22 protein-coding genes and 1 pseudogene are annotated in these 19,060 nt (G+C 33.7%); 14 read left to right on the top strand and 9 right to left on the bottom strand.

The window, feature by feature from the left end:
* Positions 1-103 precede the first annotated feature (103 nt).
* The 3 genes from G9F74_RS21625 to G9F74_RS21615 are packed head-to-tail and all read right to left on the bottom strand — an operon-like array spanning position 104 to position 3,295.
* Positions 104-1,213 carry a DUF4018 domain-containing protein gene (locus tag G9F74_RS21625; protein WP_016108659.1) on the bottom strand — a complete coding sequence of 370 codons (1,110 nt, stop codon included), beginning with the start codon at positions 1,211-1,213 and terminating at the stop codon, positions 104-106.
* Entirely contained in the window at positions 1,188-2,351 is a 1,164-nt protein-coding gene (locus G9F74_RS21620) for a DUF58 domain-containing protein (protein ID WP_016108658.1), read from the bottom strand. The genes G9F74_RS21625 and G9F74_RS21620 overlap by 26 nt, the downstream gene beginning before the upstream one ends.
* The gene (locus G9F74_RS21615; RefSeq protein ID WP_165406244.1) at positions 2,348-3,295 is read right to left on the bottom strand and encodes an AAA family ATPase; all 948 of its coding nucleotides are present in this window, start codon (positions 3,293-3,295) and stop codon (positions 2,348-2,350) included. The genes G9F74_RS21620 and G9F74_RS21615 overlap by 4 nt, the downstream gene beginning before the upstream one ends.
* Before the next feature lie 188 nt (positions 3,296-3,483).
* Here G9F74_RS21615 and G9F74_RS21610 point away from each other — a divergent pair, with 188 nt between their 5' ends.
* Both G9F74_RS21610 and G9F74_RS21605 read left to right on the top strand, forming a co-directional pair.
* Positions 3,484-3,801 carry a PadR family transcriptional regulator gene (locus G9F74_RS21610; protein WP_016108656.1) on the top strand — a complete coding sequence of 106 codons (318 nt, stop codon included), beginning with the start codon at positions 3,484-3,486 and terminating at the stop codon, positions 3,799-3,801.
* A 7-nt stretch (positions 3,802-3,808) separates the two neighbouring features.
* On the top strand, positions 3,809-4,345 hold the full coding sequence (locus G9F74_RS21605) for a DUF2812 domain-containing protein (RefSeq protein ID WP_033668588.1): 537 nt from the start codon (positions 3,809-3,811) through the stop codon (positions 4,343-4,345).
* Between the two features lie 349 nt (positions 4,346-4,694).
* Here G9F74_RS21605 and G9F74_RS21600 read toward each other — a convergent pair whose 3' ends face one another.
* A complete protein-coding gene (locus tag G9F74_RS21600; RefSeq protein WP_000433610.1) occupies positions 4,695-4,943 on the bottom strand; it encodes a hypothetical protein in 249 nt (82 codons plus the stop codon).
* A gap of 284 nt (positions 4,944-5,227) precedes the next feature.
* On the opposite strand from G9F74_RS21600, the gene G9F74_RS21595 reads away from it, so the two are divergent.
* From G9F74_RS21595 to G9F74_RS21570, 6 genes are all read left to right on the top strand, one after another.
* Complete coding sequence (locus G9F74_RS21595; protein WP_001049858.1) at positions 5,228-5,611, top strand: VOC family protein; 384 nt, start codon at positions 5,228-5,230, stop codon at positions 5,609-5,611.
* Positions 5,612-5,625: 14 nt separating this feature from the next.
* Positions 5,626-6,171, top strand: coding sequence for a GNAT family N-acetyltransferase (locus tag G9F74_RS21590; RefSeq protein WP_000395622.1), 546 nt, complete (start codon positions 5,626-5,628; stop codon positions 6,169-6,171).
* Positions 6,168-6,749 carry a kinase gene (locus tag G9F74_RS21585; RefSeq protein WP_000107735.1) on the top strand — a complete coding sequence of 194 codons (582 nt, stop codon included), beginning with the start codon at positions 6,168-6,170 and terminating at the stop codon, positions 6,747-6,749. The genes G9F74_RS21590 and G9F74_RS21585 overlap by 4 nt, the downstream gene beginning before the upstream one ends.
* Positions 6,750-6,773: 24 nt before the next feature.
* On the top strand, positions 6,774-7,352 hold the full coding sequence (locus G9F74_RS21580) for an HAD-IA family hydrolase (protein WP_001024225.1): 579 nt from the start codon (positions 6,774-6,776) through the stop codon (positions 7,350-7,352).
* Positions 7,353-7,578: 226 nt separating this feature from the next.
* A complete protein-coding gene (locus tag G9F74_RS21575; RefSeq protein ID WP_000347330.1) occupies positions 7,579-7,851 on the top strand; it encodes an Mpo1-like protein in 273 nt (90 codons plus the stop codon).
* A 93-nt stretch (positions 7,852-7,944) separates the two neighbouring features.
* Entirely contained in the window at positions 7,945-8,256 is a 312-nt protein-coding gene (locus G9F74_RS21570; protein ID WP_000845545.1) for a hypothetical protein, read from the top strand.
* Positions 8,257-8,296: 40 nt separating this feature from the next.
* On the opposite strand, the gene G9F74_RS21565 is transcribed toward G9F74_RS21570, so the two are convergent.
* Both G9F74_RS21565 and G9F74_RS21560 read right to left on the bottom strand, forming a co-directional pair.
* A complete protein-coding gene (locus tag G9F74_RS21565) occupies positions 8,297-8,512 on the bottom strand; it encodes a helix-turn-helix domain-containing protein (protein WP_000974611.1) in 216 nt (71 codons plus the stop codon).
* Between the two features lie 10 nt (positions 8,513-8,522).
* Positions 8,523-9,005, bottom strand: coding sequence for a DUF2975 domain-containing protein (locus G9F74_RS21560; protein WP_016108654.1), 483 nt, complete (start codon positions 9,003-9,005; stop codon positions 8,523-8,525).
* Positions 9,006-9,325: 320 nt separating this feature from the next.
* On the opposite strand from G9F74_RS21560, the gene G9F74_RS21555 reads away from it, so the two are divergent.
* From G9F74_RS21555 to G9F74_RS21540, 4 genes and pseudogenes are all read left to right on the top strand, one after another.
* The gene (locus G9F74_RS21555; protein ID WP_000977075.1) at positions 9,326-10,999 is read left to right on the top strand and encodes an alkaline phosphatase; all 1,674 of its coding nucleotides are present in this window, start codon (positions 9,326-9,328) and stop codon (positions 10,997-10,999) included.
* A gap of 167 nt (positions 11,000-11,166) precedes the next feature.
* Positions 11,167-11,382 (top strand): annotated as a pseudogene (locus G9F74_RS21550) (VanW family protein); the annotation flags it as partial.
* 353 nt (positions 11,383-11,735) lie between these two features.
* Positions 11,736-12,767, top strand: coding sequence for a Delta(5) desaturase DesA (gene desA / locus G9F74_RS21545; protein WP_000174972.1), 1,032 nt, complete (start codon positions 11,736-11,738; stop codon positions 12,765-12,767).
* A gap of 117 nt (positions 12,768-12,884) precedes the next feature.
* Entirely contained in the window at positions 12,885-13,028 is a 144-nt protein-coding gene (locus tag G9F74_RS21540) for a hypothetical protein (protein ID WP_000058621.1), read from the top strand.
* 10 nt (positions 13,029-13,038) lie between these two features.
* Here the strand turns inward: G9F74_RS21540 and G9F74_RS21535 are convergent, their stop codons facing one another.
* The gene (locus G9F74_RS21535; protein WP_016108653.1) at positions 13,039-13,386 is read right to left on the bottom strand and encodes a VOC family protein; all 348 of its coding nucleotides are present in this window, start codon (positions 13,384-13,386) and stop codon (positions 13,039-13,041) included.
* A gap of 382 nt (positions 13,387-13,768) precedes the next feature.
* On the bottom strand, positions 13,769-15,193 hold the full coding sequence (locus tag G9F74_RS21530; protein WP_016108652.1) for an amino acid permease: 1,425 nt from the start codon (positions 15,191-15,193) through the stop codon (positions 13,769-13,771).
* A gap of 264 nt (positions 15,194-15,457) precedes the next feature.
* On the opposite strand from G9F74_RS21530, the gene G9F74_RS21525 reads away from it, so the two are divergent.
* Entirely contained in the window at positions 15,458-16,207 is a 750-nt protein-coding gene (locus G9F74_RS21525; protein ID WP_000250754.1) for an IclR family transcriptional regulator, read from the top strand.
* Positions 16,208-16,283: 76 nt separating this feature from the next.
* On the top strand, positions 16,284-17,924 hold the full coding sequence (locus tag G9F74_RS21520; protein WP_016108651.1) for a M20/M25/M40 family metallo-hydrolase: 1,641 nt from the start codon (positions 16,284-16,286) through the stop codon (positions 17,922-17,924).
* A 218-nt stretch (positions 17,925-18,142) separates the two neighbouring features.
* Here G9F74_RS21520 and proC read toward each other — a convergent pair whose 3' ends face one another.
* Positions 18,143-18,961: a pyrroline-5-carboxylate reductase gene (gene proC, locus G9F74_RS21515; protein ID WP_016108650.1), complete on the bottom strand. Its 819-nt coding sequence runs from the start codon at positions 18,959-18,961 to the stop codon at positions 18,143-18,145.
* Between the last annotated feature and the right edge of the window lie 99 nt (positions 18,962-19,060).

The raw sequence follows: 19,060 nt of genomic DNA, 5'->3' as shown, positions 1-19,060 counted from the left end.
ATTGTCCCCTGTGCAATACAGAGTTCAATCCTTAGTAGCTGCTTAATATATTTGTCTAATTTTTTGGGTTCAGTTCAGTTTAATAGGAGTCTTTTTGTATACATCATTTTTTCTTTTTCTTCAAACTCTTCTCATACGCATAAAGCTTATGAACCTCTTCTTTAAATTCATTCAGAAGTACAATGTTTTCACCATTTGAATAACGTACTGCATTATACGCATCTATAATAATATGCCTCTGAATATGTATACCTTCATCATCATGAATTCTTTCTAACCATACTTCAACTGTTTCTCCTCGTTCCCGGTTTAAAGGAGGGGATAATTTACTTTCCAGTTTGAAAATTTCTTTTCGAATTTCATTATGTGGTGGTTTATTTCGCTTCATTCGTTTTTGGCTCATACCTTCTTTATCAGTAATGATTGTAGATTCGAAGACTGGTATATTTGGTAAACTTAAATGTTTTCGATGTTTTATTATTTTCCAAACGATATAAATGGCGATGGTGGTACAGACTATTATGGTTATGCTATTTATAAGAGTTGGATCAAAAGGAAGTGGCTCCAGATCATCTTTAATAGTAGGATCTTTTAGATTCCCTTTATTCGACCAAAAATCATCTGTTTCTTTTAATGCAGCTGCCGAAAACAACGGATTGATAGCGTATCCGAATCCTAACGCAACTACTTGAACGATATAAGAAAAAACAAGACGAATATAAGGGAATACCGGAATAAGTAAAGCACTAATTGTTCCAATAGCAATAATAGAAGTGAAACGTAATAGCTGTTGATTACGATTTGAACCTGTTTGCCAAAATGTAATCATAATGTGTAAAACTAATAATAACAATTTCCATAACGGTGGAAAAGGGGCATGAAATATAGCTGAAAATACAAACCATAAAATACCGCTTAACGACTTTTGCACCGGATACCCAGGTCCAATTGCATGTACGATAAAGAAGAAAAGCGGTAACATAATTGTGCCAAAAAGAGAAAAAGGTAGGATGAAAGAACAACCGACTATTTGAGCAACTAACAGTATTACAAATCCTGTTGTTTTTTTCTTCATTAATTTATTAATAAGAAGTACTCCTACATAACCGGTCGCTAAAAATATAGCAATACCAACTATTTCGTCTCTTTCCGTTAATAACGAAAGGAGAAGCAGCAGAATAAAGTCATTAACGTGATAGAGCCAAGTTTTCAACTGCTTCCACCATCCCTTCAATATTTATGAGAAATGTAGGTTGCGTTAGAAGAGGGAGCTCATTCTTCTGTATACCGATGTAAATCATCGTAGACGAGCGTTCTCTTTTTCTCGTTACATAGTGAAGAAATCCTTGTTTTGGAAGAAGTGTACTATCATCTGAAATACGTGCCAATTCCTCTAATGCCTTCCCATAATGCATTTGTCCTTCGTTTAATGGTAAGTGCAGAGGGCCACCTTCTGCTAATACACTAATAAACAATTCAAACGGAATTTGCTGCTTCGTTGCGTACTGGCAAATATATGTTGCATATGAAATAAGTTCTTCTACATCATCTCTCCAACCAAACCCGCGATTAGCAGCTAAAGAAAGACAAATCGTCCAGCTATAATTTTTTACTGGTTCATATTGTTTTGCTTGTAATTCCTGCATTTTAGCAGATGCTTTCCAATGAATAGAGCGGAATGATTCACGTTCATATCGTTTCACACCGATAATAGATGTTTCATCATTGTAAAAAGAAAAATTCGTTCGATATGAACCATTTAATAGTTGCTGAAGTTCTTGCAAACCTGCTACTTCTTTAGGAGAAGGATACACAATAATTTCGGTCTTTAATTTATCAAAAACAGGTAAATGTACATTCAATTGATGAAATGGATCTTTTAATACACATTCGAACTGTTCAATTTGAAACACACCACGCTTCGTCGCAGTTAATGTTAAATCCCATTTTTGCGCTGAATGTGCAGGTTGTGAAAATGGAAAGGAGAATAATGTCTTTGAAATTTGTTCAATTCCTTGATCTTTATGCGGTATAAGAGATGAATGTAAATGAAAATAACAAACCCCATTCACGAGTGGTATGCTTGCTCCATTTTTTAAATGAATAAAAAATTGTCCAGTTTCATCAGGAAATAGCCGAGTCGTCTGTTTCTCATTTATAACTTGAAACTTTTTCTCTATGAAAGCGACGTATTTATAAATGAAAATCGCAAATAAATAATAGAAGAAAAAGAGAAACATAAACATTCGTTGCGGGAAAAAGAATGTGAAAAGTAACGCGACTGGCACAGTTAATTGAATAATATGAAGCTGGAAAAATAAAGGTACAGTTACAACGCGTTGACCATTCATGCTTGTTCAATCTCCACAGGTACATCAACTTCTTTTAAAATCCTTTGCATAATTTCATTTTTTGTCGTGCGTAATGCACCTTCCATTGATAAGACGATACGGTGATTCCAAACAGAAGGAACTAAAAATTGAATATCTTCAGGCGTACAATATTCTCTGCCACGTAAAAAGGCTAATGCTTGAACTGCGCGCACTAAAGCTAAAGTGGCACGTGGGCTTACACCGTTAGCAATGTAATCGTGATTTCGAGTAGCTTGCGCAAGTTTAATTATGTAATGTTCTAACGGTTCTGATACGAAAATTTCTTTTACTTGTTTCTGCGCTTCTAAAATGTCTTCTAAAGAGATAACAGATGTAACACTTTCTAATGGTGTATCGTTACGAAAACGTCGCATCATTTGTAACTCATCTTCTGGGGCCGGATAACCAATTGCAATTGTCATTAAAAAGCGATCGAGCTGTGCATCAGGAAGAGGGAAAGTTCCTTGTGATTCAATCGGATTTTGCGTCGCAATAACAAAGAACGGTTTCGGAAGAGGAGTAGACTGTTTTTCAAGCGTTACTTGTCGTTCTTCCATTGATTCTAACAAACTAGACTGTGTTCTCGGCATTGCACGGTTAATTTCATCTGCTAGTAAAATGTTCGTCATAACTGGTCCGAGTCTTAATTCGAATTCGCTTGTTTTTGGATTGAAATATTCAATACCTGTTACATCACTCGGAAGTACATCAGGGGTAAATTGAACACGAGAGAAATTACCACCAATACTTTTTGAAAGTGTTTTCGCCAGCAACGTTTTCCCGGTACCAGGCACGTCTTCAAGTAGTACATGTCCATCAGCAAGTAGAGAAACGAGTAGTAGATCAATAACATTTTCTTTACCAACAAACACACACCCTATATTTTCTTTTAATGTATGAATCATATGTATCATTCCTTTCATTATAAAAGAGTTAATGTTTCTATATTTTAACAAATTATTCTGAAAATAGGTATGATTTTTCAATTTAAAGAAATGGATATTTAATTATTAAATTATACTTGTATATTTTGGAATATGATTATACAATATCGTCTTACGATATATCGTTAATCGATATATCGTAAGACGATGTATCGGAGGTAGATATAATGAATGCAAAAGCACAAAAATATATTCCGTTAACAGAGGCGACGTATTACATACTTTTGTCATTAGTGAAACCAATGCACGGATATGGAATTATGCAAATGGTGGAAGAGATGACAAAAGGGGAAGTAAGGCTCGGTCCTGGTACTTTATATGGGAATACGACGAAGTTACTAAAAGAGAAGTTAATTGTTGAAGTGGCCTCTACAGATAGAAAGAAGTGCTATGAGTTAACGCCGTTTGGAAGAGAAGTGGTAGAGCTAGAATATACGAGGCTGCAGAGATCTGTAAGGAATGGACATAGTATATTAGGGGAGTGAATGAATGTTGGAGACAAGGAAAGTATTTAAATTTTTTGCTGGATGGAGTTTAGAAAAAGAGGAAGCCTTTTTAAGAAAAATGCATCAACAAGGTTGGGCATTACAAAAATACAATATAATGTATACGTTTAAGGAAACAGAACCGAAAGATGTAATATATAAAGCAGATTTTAGGTTAGATTATAAAGATACAAAAGAAAAGCAAAAAGAATATATTGAAATATATGAAATGTGTGGATGGAAACATGTAACGAGTTTTGCAAAATGGAATTATTTTTGTAAAGAAGTAGAAGAAGAAAATGAGTTGCCTGATATATATTCAGAAAAGGATACGAGGATACAAAAACTAAATGAGTTATTACTATTCTTTGTAATTGTGTTTGTAACGATAATGCCAACGTTTTACTTATGTTTTCTTGGACCATCAGAATCTAGAATTCCTTATATATTTAAAGGTATGGTAGGGTTTATAGGTTGTATGTATTTATATATATTTATTAATATAACTTGGAAGATTAAACAGTTGAAAAAGGAAATATTGTAACAAAGAGTGGAATTATTAAAGAAGGGGGATATGGGAATTATCTTCTTTAATTCTTATATATTTTTATTTTTGTTCGCTATTTTTTACACAATAAAAATATGTGTATTCAAGGTATAGAACGAACAATTGTAGATGGAGATATCCCGTAACAATACCTAAAAAATCATAAATAAGGAACTACTGATTAACAATATTTTATCCCGCATTAACGGGCAGTAAGACCCCCAACTCAAAATTCAGCGAAAGCAAAAAAGTTAGGTGGGGGATCAACTACCCGTAAAATCCCGATTGGTGAAGGCTAATAATCAGTGGGGGATGAACAAAACCTCCACTGATTTAAAGTTTCACTTTATGAGAAAGACTGATTTTGAGCAGGTTTAATAAATTGTTCAGGGTTTTCAACAAGTCCGCATACAGCGCATTGGACTCGGTATGTAGGTCCTTGATAAGCCATATGAAAAGCATTCATCGTTTCATTAGTATACTCTTCTTCTACTTGACCAGTTTGAGGATTTAACTTTACTGGTTTTACTTGTTGCTCAAGAATGTTAAAGCGAGTACGATTTGTTTTACAGCTTGGACAAAGCATTGGTTCCATATGTATACACCTCCATTTGTAGCATTTCTTAAACAGTATAATTTTATGCAAGTAAAAAAACTTTCTCAATATAAATAGGTGTTTAAAGTATTTAAAATTCAGAAAAAATAAAATATAATAAAAGTACGAACTGGTTATGTCCAAACCAAATCTCCTGTTTTATGCCAATAAGCTGGGAGGCCGAGAAATCGGCCTCATTTTTTTATGTTCATTTGTAGGAAGAACAAGGTTTTTTTGTAGTTTTTGTCGAATTTTTAGGGATGAATACAAAAGGGGGATGTAACATGAATTTAAAAATGAAATACATCATTTTATATGTAGAAAAGTTTGAAGAATGTTTAAGATTCTATAAAGATACTTTACAGTTACCTATAAAAGCTGAGCATGGTACATATATTGAATTTAATACTGGATCTACAATATTAGCGATGAATACACGAGAAGACGTGAAAGAATTAACAGGACTACCGCTTACAGAAGGTGAATTACAATCTTCTCACTTCGAATTAGGATTCGTAGTTGAGAATGTACAAGAAACAATTGAGCAATTCAGAGAGCAAGGTATTAAAGTTTTAGTAGAACCAATTGTGAAACCATGGGGACAAACAATTGCCTACATTGCTGATCCAGATGGAAATTATATTGAAATTTGCAGTTCATTAGAATAGAGGGAGAAAAAGAGATGGAATTTCCGAAACTAGAAACAGAACGTTTACTTTTAAGAGAACTTACACTATTAGATGCAGAAATGATGTTCCAATATTTTTCGAAAGAATCTGTTATACGATATTTCGGAATGGATTCTTTCGAAAATATTGAGCAAGCGAAAACAACGATTCAAACGTTTAAAAATCGTTATGAAGAAGGCAATGTGTTTCGCTGGGGAATAGAGAAAAAAGGGACGGACCAATTAATCGGAACGTGCGGATTTCATTTAATTAACAATCATCATAAACGAGCTGAAATTGGTTATGAATTAGATGATATATATTGGGGAAAGGGATATGCATCCGAAGCATTACAAGCCATCTTAACTTACGGATTTGAAAAGCTGCAACTTATAAGAATCGCAGCTGTCGTATATGTAGAAAATAAGGCATCTCAAAAATTGCTAAAAAAAGCAGGGTTTCAAGAAGAGGGATTACTTCGAAAACATATGATTCAAAATGGAGTTGCTCATGATACCATTTTATTTTCTTTATTAAAAGAAGAGTGGAAGAAGCAATGAGTACGAGTGAAATTATAAGTATAATGAAGAAACATAAAGAAAACCGATTCATTATCGGAATAGATGGTTTAAGTCGTTCAGGAAAAACAACATTCGCAACAAAATTAAAAGAAAATATGAAACAAGAAGGCATTCCGTTTCATATTTTCCATATTGATGATCATATAGTGGAGCGTAATAAACGATATCAAACAGGATATGAAGAATGGTATGAGTACTATCATTTACAGTGGGATATTGCATACTTGCGGCAGAAATTTTTTCAAAAGTTACAACATGAAACGAAATTGAAATTGCCTTTCTATTATGATGATACAGATTCATGTGAAATGAAAAAAGTCCAGATCCCTATTGTAGGTGTAATTGTAATTGAAGGAGTTTTTCTACAGCGAAAAGAATGGAGAGATTTCTTTCATTATATGGTGTATTTGGACTGTCCAAGGGAAACAAGGTTTCAGCGTGAAAGCGAAGAGACACAAAAGAAACTTTCAAAGTTTCAAAACAGGTATTGGAAAGCAGAGGAGTATTATTTAGAAATGGAATTGCCGAAGGATAGGGCGGATTTAGTCATACAATGATTCGAAAATAGAAGGGTGAATACAATGAATATTTTGTGGGATTTTGATGGGACGTTATTTGATACGTATCCTGCATATACGAAGATGCTTTCTGAAATATTAGGTGATACAGTAGATGAACAAGAAATATACAAAAACTTGAAAATATCATATTCTCACGCAATTCATTATTATAATATTTCATGTGAGCAGGAAGAAAAGATTAAAATTTTGAAGAAGAAATTTACTCCAAAAGATATGAAGCCTTTTGCTGGTGTCGAAAAGGTTTTGAAATTTGCAGATAAAAATGTAATCATGACCCATAAACATAAAGCAGGGGTTATGGAAATTTTAAAATATTACGGATGGGATAAATACTTCGTCGATATGGTTACAATTGACGATGGTTTCCCTCGAAAACCGAATTCTTTAGCGTATGATCATTTACATAGGAAGTACAATATTGATTTAGCTATTGGAGATAGAGAGTTAGATTTATTACCTGCAAAGGAATTAGGTATTTCAACATGCATGTTTCAAGGGATTTGTGATGTAGCGGATTATTCTTTGGCACATTACTCGGAATTTTTTAAGGTAGTGGTTGATAGAGAGGTTTCTTTATAAATGGTTTGAAAATAACCTTTACTTTTCATACAAAAAGTAGAGGTTATTTTATATGTAGTAGGTTAATTATTTTAGGAAGCTTTTTCAAGAGCTTTATTAGTTTCTTTAAAAGGATTGGCTTTACAGGTTATACATGGTACACCTGCATATATATTAGTAGAAGAAAATTTACTTTCGTTAGTTTCAAATTAAAATAAGATTTTTAATAATGGAGAGGGGTTAAGATATGGACTTTCAAAAAATGTTTAAAAAATATCGAGACGACCATCAACATCCAATGAATAAATTTTTTCACTTTATTGGTATTCCTACAATTATCATTTCTATATTCATTTTATTCGTGAATTGGAAATTAGGGCTATCATTATTTATATTAGGATGGATTTTTCAATTTGTAGGTCATGCAATTGAAGGTAAGAAGCCGACTTTCTTATCAAACCCAGCATATTTGGTAGTAGGTCCAATATATTTTTTAAAAAAAGTATTAAAAAGAAATTAACTCAATAAAAGTGCTATAGGCGGTAAAATAAAACCAAATTATAGTTATTCGTGCTAGTATGAAATCATAGCTATACAGAAGGGGTGGGTTATGATGAAAACCGAAATAGTCCTCAAAAAGAAGTACAGTATAATAAGCTATATATCTTTACTTATTGGAATTTTGTGTTTTTTATTCGTTTTTATAACTCCAACGAGGATAGCGAATGCGGGTAATATAGTGGGAGATTATATTACTATTGCTCTTACAGGCGTAGGTATCATACTTTCAATAATTATAATGACGAAAAAAACAGAGAAGAAGGGGATAGGTATTCTTTCATTCATACTGTCCTCATCATTTTTTATATTTTGGATTATCACGATTATCTTATTGTTTACTGGTCAAATTAATTTCGCACCGTAATGTGCAATAAAAAGAGTCCTTCATGTGAGAAGGACTCTTTTTATTCGGTATCTTCAGGTTGATATTCTAAAATATCTCCTGGTTGACATTCTAATGCTTTACAAATTGCTTCTAAAGTTGAAAATCGAATCGCTTTTGCTTTTCCGTTTTTCAAAATAGAAAGGTTAGCCATTGTAATTCCAACCTTCTCCGAAAGCTCTGTTACACTCATTTTTCTTTTCGCTAACATTACATCAATATTAATTATTATTGCCATATTATTCACCTCAGACCGTTAAATCATTTTCTGATTTTATATTAATAGCATCTTTTAATAGTCTTTGGAGAACGGCAGCAAAGACAGCGATAACCAATGAAGCAAAAATCATAATCATTCCAATAATAATAATGCCCGGGGCGTCATCTCTCTCTGCCACGAGATAGAAAAGCGGCATGCCTAATACATATAATACACTAATTGTTAATGCACTGTTCTTAATATTTTTCAACGATTTTACAGACAATTTTGAGAATGCGTTGTTTTTGTCAATATAGTTTAACAGCTTAAACGTTTGGTACAGTGCGAAATAGTAAGGTATTGCTGTTGCGTATAAGTTGATAAATACAAGATATTTAATATATGCAATATCAGGATATAATTCTGCAGCGAAATTCCCTATTTTAGGAACTAAAAAAATGCACATAGCAAGAACAGGAATTCCCATAAGAATAACAGCCGTCTTTAAAAAGAGTGTTGATCCTTGTTTCATAAAAAGCACCTCATTTAATTATTATCTATATAATTTAACATGTAATTTATTGTTTAACAATAAACTTTTATTTAATTTAATCGTGTTTTTATTGATAAACAAATTTTTATATGATGAAGAGAATAATGACACTTTAATAGTAGAGAATATAGGGCTGTGACATATAACATTATTTAATTAATGAACGAAAGTGACGGTAATTGTTGTTAGCTTTATGACAATAGGGAACTAATAAAAAAGAACATATATAAGTTTGTATAAACGTAATGGAAAATTGGATCTTGTATATAAAAGAATGTGAAGTTTATGGAGGAACAAAAATGATGAAATTGAGTAAAAAAGTGAAGGGGATATTATTAGTATCAACTGTAACATTAAGTGTATTAAGTACTGAAAGCATGATGAATTATCAGGCGGCCGAAGCTAAGGTGAAACAAGTAGAACATCAACCAAAAAATATAATTATGATGGTTATGGATGGAACGAGCTCTTCAGCAACAACGTTAGCTCGCTTGTATAAAGGGGCACCGCTTGCATTAGATGAAATCATAACGGGAGGTGTTCGCACATATTCAGCAGAATCCGCTATTACAGACTCAGCCCCAGCAGCTACAGCTTTAGCAACAGGGAATAAATCAAATTCAGGATATGTAGGTGTATTGCCATCTATTGTGAATTCACCTAGCTTAAAACCAATTAAAGAAGAGGAGAAGCTGCGGCCAGTTGCGAACGTTCTAGAAGGTGCAAAGCGCTCTGGTCGCGCAACTGGAATTGTTGCTACATCTGAAATTCAACATGCTACTCCTGCTGGGTTCTCTGCCCATCATGCTAACCGCAAGCATTTTGACATAATTGCGAAGCAGCAAGTGTATCAAAATATAGATGTCGTATTAGGCGGGGGAAAAGCAGCACTACAGCCTGTGAAAAGAAATGGAATCCGTAAAGATGGTGAAGATTTAGTTAAAGTGATTCAAGATAAAGGATACGACTTAGTTGAAACAAAAGATGCATTATTGAACTCTAAATCTGATAAAATTTGGGGCTCTTTCTCACATAATGCCCTTGCGTTCGATATGGATCGTGAAGTAACAAATCCAGAGCAACCAACACTTTCTCAAATGACGGAAAAAGCAATTCAAACATTATCAAAAGATAAAGATGGCTTCTTTTTATTTGTAGAAGGAAGTAAGCCAGATTGGGCAGCCCATGCGAATGATCCAATTGGGATTATTAGTGATGTATTGGCATTTGATAATGCGGTTGCAGAAGCATTAAAATTTGCGAAGAAAGACGGTAATACGATGCTCATTGCTGTAGCTGACCATGGCAACAGTGGTATCTCTATTGGCAATATGAATACGACAAAGGGATATAATACTACACCTGTATCTGCATACATTGCCCCATTGAAAAAGGCGAAAATGACACTTGAAGGGACTACAAATAAACTGAAATCTGATTTATCAAATGTAGAAGGTGTAGCTAAACTATACGGTTTGGACAATCTAACTCATGATGAAAAAGAAAAGTTAAAAGCGGCAAAAAAGAAAATGGATGTAGGTCGAATCCTTACTACGTTATTGGCTAATCGCGCAAATATTGGCTTTACGACAGGAGGACATACAGGTGAGGATGTATTCTTATACTCTTATGGACCACAAAAACCAGAAGGCTTAATCCAAAATATAGACATTGCGAAGACGATGGCGAAAGCAATGGGCTTTAACTTAGAAGAAGTAACAAATAAAATATTTTTAGAGAGTGAACAAGCCTTTAAGAGAATTGGTGCCACTGTATCAATCGACAAAACCGATGTAGCAAACCCAGTGCTCGTAGTAAATCATAATAAAGTGGAAGCTCAATTAAGTGTTAATAAAAATATAATTCGTATTAATGATAAAGAGTATGAATTAGAAAGTATTATTGTAGAGAGTAATGGGAAGTTCTATGTACCGGAAGAAGCAATTCAATTATTTGTAAAGCATTCTCGTTAAAAAATTGCCAACTAGTTAACCTTGCTAAGCTAACTGGTTGGCAATTTTTTGTGTTTTGTCCTGTAAATAGTGATGTTTGGATTCTGCCGCAAAGTTTTCCAGAAGAGACTTATATAAATGCAAAAGGGAAATTTTATTTTTTTCTTAAAATAAAGAATTTCGTTTGTAGAACAGTCTCTCCGCAACTTTATCAATATGAAGTTTATGAAAAAGAACACGCCATTCAGCCTGCATACTGGGGTGGTTATATACGACATAATGTGATTCAACGCAGAGTATATAATCAACAGAAGCAGTTTATAGAAGATCAATATGTAACGGAGAATCACGCTATAATGATGTACGAACCACTTTTAGCTTGTAATAATGAAAATATTGAGTAATATGGTAAACCCATAGATTATATAGTATAGAATGTATGTAATTGTTATTTTTATCAAAAAAGTATAAATCCTAAAGTTACTTGGTTTTCATTGGAATGAAAATAAGAAACACAGATGTGAAAAAGCACTGTGTTTTTTTTATGTATTTATTGGAAAAAAAACTCGAATTATCGGCACAAATGCTCCTTCTTTATTATTATAGAAGCTATTTTGGACGTAAGTAATTTGTAAGAAATGAGTAAGAAAAAAGAGATTTTCATTGTATAAAATATTTATTATATCTACACATAACACCTGATACTAATAGTATGCTATAATATGAATTAGCAACATACAGGAAAGGAATTAGAAAAATGACCTTACAAAATACTAAAAATTTAAAAAAACAAGTTGCTCCTTTTGAAAAATCAACGATTAAAAAAAGTGTTTGGCAACTTATCAACACAATAGTTCCATTTATTATTTTATGGTACCTTGCTTATAAAAGTTTGTCAGTTTCTTATTGGTTAACATTAGTTCCATCTCTGTTAGCCGCTGGATTTATGACACGAATTTTCATTATTTTTCATGATTGCACCCATTATTCCTTTTTTAAAAGTCGACGTGCAAATAGAATAGTTGGAACATGTATGGGTGTTTTAACTTTATTCCCATTTGATCAATGGGGGCATGAGCATTCTATTCACCACGCTACGAGTGGTAATTTGGATAAGAGGGGTACAGGGGATATTTGGACGCTTACAGTTGATGAATATGTAGCTGCACCATTTAGACTTCGTTTAGCATATCGTTTATATCGCAATCCATTCGTTATGTTTGGATTAGGTCCGATTTATGTTTTCTTGCTTAAAAATAGATTTAACCGAAAAGGTGCAAGACAGAAAGAACGTATGAATACTTATTTGACGAATATATTAATCGTTGCTTTAATAGGGGTACTTTGCTGGGCAATCGGATGGCAATCGTTCCTTTTCGTACATGGTACTATATTCTTAATAGCAGGCTCAATAGGTATTTGGCTGTTTTACGTACAGCACACATTTGAGGATTCTTATTTTGAAGAGGATAAAGATTGGGAATATGTGAAAGCGGCAGTGGAAGGAAGTTCTTTTTATAAGCTTCCAAAAATTTTGCAATTCTTAACTGGTAATATTGGATTCCATCATGTTCACCATTTAAGCCCAAGAGTACCTAACTATAAACTAGAAGAGGCACACAATAATACGCTTCCGTTAAAAAATGTACCAACGATTACGCTTGCTACAAGCTTACAATCACTACGTTTCCGTCTTTGGGATGAGAAAAGTAACAATTTTGTTAGCTTTAAAGATGTCAAAAATATAATTAAAAATAATGTTTCTGTTCGAGTGAAATCTGAACTATAACTTCATCGCATATGAAAAACTCCCCTTAATCATTTTTGATTTAAGGGGAGTTTTTGTTTAAATAGTAGATGATTGATGAGGAGGGGATTTCAAATTGTAATTACGAAGGATTAGGAAATGTCGTTAAGGATAATTGATTCTCGTTTAAATGAAAATGATGAAGTGAAAATAGAGCCTGCTACAAATTTGCAACAGGAATCTATTATGGATAGCCGAAGACATCGGCTGAACGAAATTATCCGTTATCTTAATAGCGAATGATTACAATCGACTATTTCTCCCAAAGCTCGATGAGTCGTCCTTCAGGATCTTTAATCCAAATAAACTTTCCAAATTCACTAACCTCTTCTTTCTTTTCAAGAGGTATACCAATTTGTTCAAGATGCTGAATAGTCTCATGTAGATTATGTACTTGGAAATTTAACATCACTTGTTGTTCTGTTGGAAAATAATTGTCATCTTCGTTGAAGAAAGAAAAGATAGTCTCAGTTCCTGATTCGGGTTTAATCACAGTCCCATTCCAATTTTCTATTTCAATCTTCAATACTTCGCTGTACCATTTTTTTATAACATCAATATTTTTAGTTCTCCAAAATATTCCTCCGAATCCTTTGATCATCTTATATAACTCCTGTCTATTTTTAAATTTTTAATGTGACGTAGTATAAATTTAATATATCAAAACAAAGTGGTAATAGTAAGGAAAAGCATCAACTTATGAACAATAAAAAAATAATAATTGCTAACAGCATTTCCTACATTAATTATACCGACATCATCTTTGAAACCAAAGTAAAGGAATGTAGCAATACTGACCCGTTTGAGTATAACACTTGAACGCAAAAACCTCCTGAACAATTCAAAACACGAAGTGCTATAAATAATCATTTCAATAGTATAGAAGAAATAGGGGAATTGTTCCTGAGAAAATGAATGAAGGAATGATAAAAGACCGCACATGAAGTGAAATCCATGCGCGGTCTTCTCTGTATCGTACAGTACTACAAAGGTTCGCTAATTTTAGCTTCTTTATGAGTGCTACTGGTGATTTTTTTCTTAATCTTAAAGTGATAGTAAGTGTAGCAAAAGATGATAAATGGTACAGTACAGTAGATTCCTAGTCTTTGATCGGGGATAAAGATAAGACTTACTAATATAATGCCATACAATCCAAAACCAAGAATGGGTACAAGTGGATAAAGTGGTGTTTTGAATTTTAAGTCTTCTAATTTTCCACCTTCAGCTAAATAGCGTTTATGGAAAAAGAATTGAGAAACACAAATTGACATCCAAACAATGATTGTAATGACTCCAGAAATCGAAATAAGCCATAAATAAACCGTTTCAGCAGCTACCACGCTTGTCAAAAGAGAAAAAGCAGAAATAGCTATCGTCAAGATTAAAGCGTTTAGTGGTATTCCTCGTGATGATAATTTCTTTAAAAAGGCTGGCGCCATTTCATTTTTTGATAATGACCAAAGCATGCGAGTTGCGGCGTACAGTCCTGAGTTTGCGACAGAAAGAACAGCAGTAAGAATAACAAAGTTCATAATATCAGCTGCATACGGAATACCGATATTATCAAAAACAGCAACGAATGGGCTCTTTGTTAATCCTGCTTCTTCCCAAGGAATTAAAGCTACGAGAACAAAAATTGCTAAAACGAAGAAAAACATCGTGCGCCATATAATATTTCTAATAGAACGAGGCAAAGTCTTTGCTGGATCTTCACTTTCACCAGCTGCGATTCCGACAAGTTCTGTACCTTGGAAGGAATAATTGACCGTAACCATTGTTAATAGAATAGCGGCAAGTCCATTCGGGAATAAACCACCGTGATTTACGAAATTTGAAAGAAGCGGAGCTGGTTCGTCTCCTTTTAAGTCAATAAAACCGAACATAGCGGCGCCACCAAGAATAATGAAAGCGATAATGGCAGATACTTTAATGCTTGAAAACCAAAATTCTGTTTCTGCATAACTACGAGCAGATAATGCGTTTATAGTGAATATGGTAACGCCAAATATTAAACACCAAACCCAGACGGGAATATCAGGAAACCAGCGCTGCATCGTAATACCGGCAGTTGTAAATTCAAGACCGGTCGTATTCGCCCAGCTTAACCAATACAACCAGCCGATTGTAAACCCAGTTGCAGGGCTAATAAACTTGGTTGCATATTCCTGGAAAGAACCTGAGACAGGCATGGCTACAGCAAGCTCACCAAGACATAGCATAACGAGATACATTAATAATCCACCGGCCATAAAGGCAAGTACGGATCCGCCAGGTCCAGCTTTACTTATAATAAAACCAGATCCGTTAAATAACCCCGTTCCAACCACACCACCGAGTGCAATCATAAATAAATGTCTACTTTTCATTGTGCGCTTTAATTCATTGTTTGTATTGTTTACTTGCGTCATTGTTTTCCTCACTTTCAAAATTGGTAGTATGAAAATTGATGTTTTTCCGTATTATGGAATGTATTCCGTGATGTGAAATCTTGTTATAATTTTCAGATAATTGAAAAGAAAAGTCAATATTTTTTTGTTTGCGTTTTCAAAATGTTGATAGCGTATCTTTTGTTTATTTTGAAAATTAAATAAATTGATTGATTTCAGTTTGAATTTTTGATAAATTGATAGTTAATTAGGCTAAACATACTACAAGTAAAGTTGAGGCGAATTATGGTACAGTCCATTGATCGAGCGATAAGTATTATTAAGCTATTAAATTCTACAAATGAAAAAGAGTATTGGGCTATTTCTGATATAGCTGATGGAACACATCTTCCGGTTAGTACAGTACATAGATTACTTAATTCTCTAATGGAGCATGGGTTAGTTACACAAATTTCAGAAACAAAGCAGTACAAGATTGGGCCAATGTGGATGGAAATAGGATTACGTCAATTGGAGAAGGTAGACTATAGATCTGTTGCAAGGGAAGTGATGAAGCGATTGGCCGCTGAAGTGGAAGAAAGTGTCTATTTGAACATTCCAAATGGAACTCATTCTATTATTATTGAAAGAATTGATAGCCCTTTAAAAATTCGGGTTATCGATAACTTAGGGGAACAGATTCCACTTTCGATTGGCGCCGCAAATAAAACGATGCTTGCCAATATGAAAACGAATGAAATGGAATACATTGTAGAACAATTGCTTTCTTCTTTACCAGAACAAAAGCAAATTCTTCTTAATCAAATAAAACAAATAGAAAATGAAGGATATGCTGTAAGTTATGGTGAAAAAACAGAAGGGACAGCTTCAGTAGCTGCACCTATTATCGGATTCAATCATAAAGTAGTAGGAGCATTAAGTGTTGGGTTAATTAGTCATCGTATTAATGATGATCGACTATCTTTTCTTATTAGTAAGGTAAAAGAAGCAGCTCATGAAATTTCAATAAAAATCGGCAGTACATCAGAATTATAATTTTGATAACTGTCGTCAGTTTTTTATTCATATATTGGAATTGGTTTTCATAATGCGGAAAAATAGGAGGATTACTATGTCAAAGTGGCAATCAAAAGAACAATTGATTCAGTTATTAAGCAATCTTGTTGAAATTCCTAGTATTACAGGTTCAGAAGCTGAAGTTATATTACCAGACTTTGTTGTAGAACAATTATCTGACTTACAGTATTTCAAACAAAATCCGCATCATTTGCAAAAAAATCCGACAGGGGATGGACGATATTTTGTTACCGCTCTAGTAAAGAAAAGTGATAGTACGAAAAATACTGTAATTCTTGTTAGTCATTTTGATGTTGTAGATGTACAAGATTATGGAGTGTGGAAAGAAGAGGCATTTCATCCTAAAAAGTTAACATCTATGTTTTACTCCCATAAAGATGAACTACCAGATCATGTACGTGAAGATATAGAACAGGGAGATTGGCTATTTGGTAGAGGGACAATGGATATGAAATGTGGTCTAGCTTTACAAATGGCAATGGTTGAGCAAGCTTGTGAAGGAAGATTTGATGGGAATGTTCTTTTATTAGCTGTTCCAGATGAAGAAGTGAACTCCGTAGGGATGAGAGCAGCTGTTCCGAGATTATTAGATTTAGCAAGAGAACATGATTTAGAATTTAAAACGGTTCTAAATTCAGAGCCTATGTTTTCAAGGCATCCTGGGGACCAAAATAAGTATATTTATACTGGTTCTATTGGGAAGGTGTTACCTGGTTTCCTTTGCTATGGAAAAGAGACACATGTAGGCGAACCTTTTGCAGGCTTAAATGGGAGTTATATGGCTGCATTATTAACAGCAGAATTAGAGTTGAATACGGACCTTTGTGATATTGTAGATGGTGAAGCGAGTCCTCCACCAACTAACTTGCTTCAAAGAGACTTAAAAGAGGACTATTCTGTACAAATTCCGCATCGTGCAGTCACACTATTTAATTTGTTTTTACTAGAAAAATCGATGACAGATGTCGTTTCGTTGCTGCGTCAAAAAGTAACGAAAGTAGCAGAGAAAATCGAAGAGTCTTACGAGAAGCAAGCGTATCGTTTTTCTAAATATAATCCGTTCATACCTCCTAATCTTAAAGTAAATGTATTAACGTATGAAGAGCTTATCGCGTATGCAATTGAACAACATGGAAAAGAGACAATAAATGATATTCAATCTAATATTATAACAAATAGAGAAGATAAAGATGATCGTGCAGTAACAATCGATTTAGTTGATAAATTAGCTATATTATGTAAAGAAAAAGCGCCGATGATTGTACTTTTCTTCGCTCCGCCGTACTATCCAGCTGTGAGTTCACGCAACAATCCTTTCATTAAAGAGGTAGTTGTAGAAATGGAAAAGTATGCCCAATACAATCATAGCATTACATTTGAAAATCAAAATTATTTTGGCGGAATTTCAGATTTAAGCTATGTGGGCTTACAGAACCCATTGGATTCAATGAGTTCTCTTGTAGACAATATGCCATTATGGGATAAAGGCTATTCAATTCCACTTCAGGAATTAGAAGAGTTTGACGTTCCGGTATTAAATATGGGGCCGGTAGGAAAAGATGCACATCAATGGACAGAGCGTCTAGACGTAAATTACGCATTTGAAACGCTATTCGATATGTTACCGATATGTATTGAAAAATTACTTGTATCTAATAAAATTACACAGTCATAGTTAGGTGTGTATAAAAGTGAATGAATGGAAAACATAACATTCTTAGAGAAGGTATAGAAATAGAAGCCAAAAAGAGGATTTGAATATAATTATTTTAATATAATAAAAACAAAACGGGCAAACTCAATCATTTATGAATTTGTCCGTTTATCTTTTGGCGAAAATAGGGGTATGTAAACTACATGTGTATATAGTCAAAAACAGTTTGTAATTAGTGTTTACTTTTTAGTTTGATTAGATAATTCAATAGACTTTTGCGTGCAACGTTGCATAGCTGAAATGATGGCTGTTCGTAAGCCTTTTTCTTCTAATGTTGCTACAGCCTCTATTGTCGTTCCGCCTGGGGAACAAACCATATCTTTCAATGCACCTGGATGTATTCCTGTTTCCAATACCATTTTTGCAGAACCTAACACAGCTTGAGCTGCGAATTTATATGCTTGATTTCTTGGCATACCATCTAGTACAGCAGCATCTGCCATCGCTTCTATAATCATATATACGTATGCTGGCGAAGAACCACTTACAGATGTTACAACATCCATTAATTTTTCGCTTACGATCTCTGTTTGACCAAAACTATTGAAAATGTTTAGTACATCTTCTAAATCTTTTTCTATAACCATTTCGTTAGGGCATAAAGCAGACATTCCTTCTCCAACAAGAGCAGGAGTATTAGGCATTACTCTCACAACCTTTAATTTTTTATCAAAGGCATCTTCAGTACTATTAATGCTTTTCCCTGCAGCGATTGTTACGATGATAACGTCGTTTTTAATCACTTCTTTTATTTCATTAATTACGGAGGAGTATAAGTCTGGTTTTATTGATAAAATTAAAATATCAGCCTTTTTAGCTACTTCATTGTTGTCAGTAGTTGTAGTTATCCCGTATTTTTCACTAGCATTTTTTAAATTCATAGTGTTCAAATCTGAACACATGATTTTATTTGAAGATACTATATTATTGTTTATCATACCGCCAATTATAGCCATCCCCATATTTCCGCATCCGATGAATCCAATTTGTTTGTTCATAATAACTCGATCTTGCTCCTTTTATAATAAATTATATCGGTTTGATATTATTATCTTAGAATAAGAATAACATCCCTGTGCAATATAAAGAAACATTCT

The sequence above is a fragment of the Bacillus sp. EKM202B genome (genome assembly GCF_011066025.1).
GTDB classification, from domain to species: Bacteria; Bacillota; Bacilli; order Bacillales; family Bacillaceae_G; genus Bacillus_A; species Bacillus_A toyonensis.
Note: the sequence above shows the minus strand (reverse complement) of the source record. Positions and strands in the feature narration are given on the sequence as shown.

Coding starts and splice junctions, on each gene's coding strand:
- G9F74_RS21575 (WP_000347330.1), top strand. CDS start 7,579: ATGGACTTTCAAAAAATGTTTAAAAAATATCGAGACGACCATCAACAT.
- G9F74_RS21535 (WP_016108653.1), bottom strand. CDS start 13,386: ATGATCAAAGGATTCGGAGGAATATTTTGGAGAACTAAAAATATTGAT.
- G9F74_RS21570 (WP_000845545.1), top strand. CDS start 7,945: ATGAAAACCGAAATAGTCCTCAAAAAGAAGTACAGTATAATAAGCTAT.
- desA (WP_000174972.1), top strand. CDS start 11,736: ATGACCTTACAAAATACTAAAAATTTAAAAAAACAAGTTGCTCCTTTT.
- G9F74_RS21615 (WP_165406244.1), bottom strand. CDS start 3,295: ATGAAAGGAATGATACATATGATTCATACATTAAAAGAAAATATAGGG.
- G9F74_RS21590 (WP_000395622.1), top strand. CDS start 5,626: ATGGAATTTCCGAAACTAGAAACAGAACGTTTACTTTTAAGAGAACTT.
- G9F74_RS21595 (WP_001049858.1), top strand. CDS start 5,228: ATGAATTTAAAAATGAAATACATCATTTTATATGTAGAAAAGTTTGAA.
- G9F74_RS21555 (WP_000977075.1), top strand. CDS start 9,326: ATGATGAAATTGAGTAAAAAAGTGAAGGGGATATTATTAGTATCAACT.
- G9F74_RS21565 (WP_000974611.1), bottom strand. CDS start 8,512: ATGGCAATAATAATTAATATTGATGTAATGTTAGCGAAAAGAAAAATG.
- G9F74_RS21560 (WP_016108654.1), bottom strand. CDS start 9,005: ATGAAACAAGGATCAACACTCTTTTTAAAGACGGCTGTTATTCTTATG.
- G9F74_RS21525 (WP_000250754.1), top strand. CDS start 15,458: ATGGTACAGTCCATTGATCGAGCGATAAGTATTATTAAGCTATTAAAT.
- G9F74_RS21520 (WP_016108651.1), top strand. CDS start 16,284: ATGTCAAAGTGGCAATCAAAAGAACAATTGATTCAGTTATTAAGCAAT.
- G9F74_RS21600 (WP_000433610.1), bottom strand. CDS start 4,943: ATGGAACCAATGCTTTGTCCAAGCTGTAAAACAAATCGTACTCGCTTT.
- proC (WP_016108650.1), bottom strand. CDS start 18,961: ATGAACAAACAAATTGGATTCATCGGATGCGGAAATATGGGGATGGCT.
- G9F74_RS21530 (WP_016108652.1), bottom strand. CDS start 15,193: ATGACGCAAGTAAACAATACAAACAATGAATTAAAGCGCACAATGAAA.
- G9F74_RS21610 (WP_016108656.1), top strand. CDS start 3,484: ATGAATGCAAAAGCACAAAAATATATTCCGTTAACAGAGGCGACGTAT.
- G9F74_RS21580 (WP_001024225.1), top strand. CDS start 6,774: ATGAATATTTTGTGGGATTTTGATGGGACGTTATTTGATACGTATCCT.
- G9F74_RS21585 (WP_000107735.1), top strand. CDS start 6,168: ATGAGTACGAGTGAAATTATAAGTATAATGAAGAAACATAAAGAAAAC.
- G9F74_RS21540 (WP_000058621.1), top strand. CDS start 12,885: ATGTCGTTAAGGATAATTGATTCTCGTTTAAATGAAAATGATGAAGTG.
- G9F74_RS21620 (WP_016108658.1), bottom strand. CDS start 2,351: ATGAATGGTCAACGCGTTGTAACTGTACCTTTATTTTTCCAGCTTCAT.